Raw genomic sequence first — 3,457 nt, forward strand, 5'->3', positions numbered from 1 at the left:
GCCAGTACCGTGTAGACATCGGCAGGCTTGACGCCGTCGGCCATGAGGGCGATTTCCAGCGTCATGCGCGCTTGCTTGCGCAGGCCACGCTTGCCGGGCCACTTCTTGACGTTCCAGAAATCGGCCCAGGTTTTCGGGCCATCGCTGGCAAACTTTTTGTTGTCGTAGGTCATGACTTCCGACCAGACAATCGCGCCGACCCCGCACGGTGCGAACTTGTCCGAGGGGATGTCGGCGGCGTTGCTCAGCTTGCTGTGATCCAAGGGTTCCAGCAGGCCTTGCTCGCAGGCCAGGGCCATTTCGTTTTCGTCCATCTGCACCACGTCCCACGTGGGGTTGCCGGACTGGACCATGGCTTTCTGTTTGGCGATGCCGCCATCGTAGGTGTCTTGCACCACAGGTTTGCCGCTTTGTGCTGCATAGGGCTTGAAGTAGGCCTTATCGAACGCTTCCTGAGTGGCGCCACCGAAGCCGACAGCGGTCAGGTCTCGGGCCTGCACGGCGTGGCTGGCAAGCAAAGTGGCGGCGCAAATCGAACAGACCAGTGCGGTGCGACGGAATATCGAGGACATGTTTGTCCCTCCTGCTGTTTGAGGATGTAAAAGGAAGACAAGGTTCACAAACGGGCAGTGACGAACTAAACGGTGTCAGGGATGGTGTGCATGGTTGCCTCTCGGATCGTTATTGTTGTCGAGACTTATCGTTATCGGGTGCAGCGGTGGATCAGCTCAATTCAAAGAGATGGGCGTCGTCGGTACTCCAGTCAAAGCCGGTCATCTGGCCGGGTCGCAGTTGTTTGAAAAGCGCGTTGTTGGGCACTTTCACAATCAGCGCTTGATGATTGCTCAGGCGCAGATGCACCCGCAGGTGGTCGCCGAGGTAAACGGTGTCGGTCACCGTCGCCTGCCAGGGCATGCTTGTCATGGGGCCGAGGCGAATGTTCTCCGGTCGGATGACCAGCTCAACCCGCTCAGGGCGCCGGCCCTTGAGCGCTTTTGTAGAGCCGGTGACCTGCAGGCCGTTTTCCAGGATCACTTCACAGGTCTGCTCATCGCGAGGCCGGGCCGCGCCGATCAACACGTTGTTCTCGCCAATGAAATTCGCGACATAGGCGTTTTCCGGGTGTTCGTACAACGCCGTCGGCGAGCCGATTTGCGCGATGTCGCCCTGATGAAACACGGCCACCCGATCGGACATCGTCAGCGCTTCGCTCTGGTCGTGGGTCACGTAGACGATGGTCACACCCAGGGATTTGTGCAGTTGCTTGATCTCGTACTGCATGTGCTCGCGCAGGTTCTTGTCCAGCGCGCCCAGCGGCTCGTCCATCAGAATGATTTCCGGCTCGAAGACCATCGCCCTCGCCAGAGCGACGCGCTGTTGCTGCCCACCGGAAAGCTCGGTAATGCGCCGTTGCTGCATGCCATGCAGCTGCACCATGTCGATGGCGCGCTTGACCTTGGCCTGTAAGTCCGAGCGATTCAGACCCCGCATTTTCAGCGGGTACGCCAGGTTTTCCTCGACACTCATGTGGGGGAAGAGCGCGTAGTTCTGGAACACCATGCCCATGCCCCGCTGATGGGCCGGTTTCTTCTGGATCGGCGTGCCACCCATGAGAATCTCGCCCCGGGTCGGGGTCTCGAAACCGGCGAGCATCATCAGCGTCGTGGTCTTGCCGGAGCCCGAGGCGCCCAGCAAGGTCAGGAATTCGCCCCGGCTGATGCCCAGATTCAGATCCTTGATAACCAGCGATTTGCCGTCATAGCTTTTCTGAACGCCGTTGAACTCGATCAAGGGCAAGGTGGTTTGAGGGACTGCGGCCTTGGCGTTCATCACAGTGACAACCCGTTAGCCAAAGCGACGACATCCAGCGCGCGCGTCAGGCGGGCGACCAGCTCGGCGATCTCGTAGGCGGTGATGATGAACGGCGGCGCGAGGGCGATGGAGTCCCCCATGTTGCGCACGATGAGGCCGTGTTCCCGGGCTGCCCGCTCGACTTGCGCGCCAATGCCGATGTGCGCCGGGAAGGACGCACGGGTCGTTTTGTCCGCGACCAGCTCCAGCCCCGCCACCAGGCCGATGCCGCGCAGCTCGCCGATCAGCGGGTGTGCCAGCAGCGGTTCCAGTTGCTGGTGCAGCAGACGGCCCAGCTCCTTGGTGCGTTCAGGCAAATGCATTTCCTGGTAAATCGTCAGGGTTTCCAAGGCCACAGCGGCCGCTACCGGGTGGCCTGAATACGTAAAACCGTGGCCGAAACCGCCGAGTTGCTGGCTCTGCTCTTCGATGGCCTGATAGACGTTCCCCGCGACCACCACGCAGGAGATGGGTTGATAACCCGATGACAGGCTCTTGGCGCAGGCCATCATGTCCGGCGTGAAGCCCAGGGTCTGATGACCGAACCAACGGCCCGTGCGTCCAAAACCGCAGATGATTTCGTCGGCCAGGAACAGAATGTCGTGCTTTTTCAGCAGCGCCTGAACGCCTGCGAAGTAGCCCGAAGGAGGGACGATCACGCCACCGGCGCCCATCACCGGTTCCGAGATGAACGCGGCGATGGTGTCGGCGCCTTCCGCTTCGATGCGCGCTTCCAGCTCCCGCAGCAGGCGCCCGGTGAACTGCGCTTCGCTTTCGCCCTCGATGCCGTAGCGATAGAAATGTGGGCATTGCACATGCAAGACGCTGTTTTCCAGCGGCAAGCCGAACGCCGCGTGCATGTTGGGCAACCCCGACAGGCTGGCACCCATCACCGTCGAACCGTGAAAACCTTTCTGGTGGGCAATCACCTTGCGCTTGCTGCCCTTGCCGCGCGCCCGATGGTATGCCCAGGCGAGCTTGATCATCGAATCGTTCGCTTCTGAACCCGAACAGGCGAAGAAAATCTTCGGCTGTTCGAACGGCACCAGGCTGGCAATGCGTTCGGCCAACTGTGCGACCACATTCGGCACCCGGTGGTTGAAGGTGTGGTAGTAGGGCAGCACAGCCATCTGGCGCTGCGCCGCTTCCACCAGCCGAGGGTTGGAAAACCCAAGCCCCGCGCACCACAAGCCCGACATCCCTTCGATGTAATCGCGGCCGTGTTCATCGGTCACGTAAATCCCTGATCCACGCTCGATGACCAGCGGGCCCTGTTGCTGATGCGCCCGCAGATTGGTCTGCGAATGCAGGTGGAAGCGCACGTCCGTGCGGGCCAGTTCGGTTAAGGGAAGGGTGGTTTCCTGCATCATGAAAAGCCTCGTTGAGCGTTACTGATCACTTATAACTTATATGATTGACATCGAAATTGACGCCGCGCAAGTCCTCGACGAGAAAAAATAAAAACGTCAATCGGTGGTTGATTCCACAAAATATAACTTATAAGTTGTAAGAAGAAGGCCGCATCAGGCCTCGATCAACCCACTCAGGAGTGCCCTCATGCCCGCTGAAAATCGCGCGGTTCGTGATCCCGTAACGCCGTTGACGC

At 59.9% G+C, this 3,457-nt stretch carries 3 protein-coding genes; all 3 read right to left on the reverse strand.

Annotated features, from left to right (window positions below; genetic code table 11):
• A partial coding sequence (locus ACWKWE_RS29170) for an extracellular solute-binding protein (RefSeq protein WP_483852479.1) occupies positions 1-572 on the reverse strand: 572 nt, incomplete at its 3' end.
• Between the two features lie 151 nt (positions 573-723).
• Positions 724-1,830 (reverse strand): ABC transporter ATP-binding protein, encoded by a 1,107-nt coding sequence (locus tag ACWKWE_RS29175; protein ID WP_483852480.1) that lies wholly within the window; start codon positions 1,828-1,830, stop codon positions 724-726.
• Complete coding sequence (locus ACWKWE_RS29180; protein ID WP_483852481.1) at positions 1,830-3,221, reverse strand: aminotransferase; 1,392 nt, start codon at positions 3,219-3,221, stop codon at positions 1,830-1,832. The genes ACWKWE_RS29175 and ACWKWE_RS29180 overlap by 1 nt, the downstream gene beginning before the upstream one ends.
• Positions 3,222-3,457: the final 236 nt, after the last annotated feature.

This window comes from Pseudomonas salicis, from assembly GCF_057128705.1.

Coding starts and splice junctions, on each gene's coding strand:
- ACWKWE_RS29175 (WP_483852480.1), bottom strand. CDS start 1,830: ATGAACGCCAAGGCCGCAGTCCCTCAAACCACCTTGCCCTTGATCGAG.
- ACWKWE_RS29180 (WP_483852481.1), bottom strand. CDS start 3,221: ATGATGCAGGAAACCACCCTTCCCTTAACCGAACTGGCCCGCACGGAC.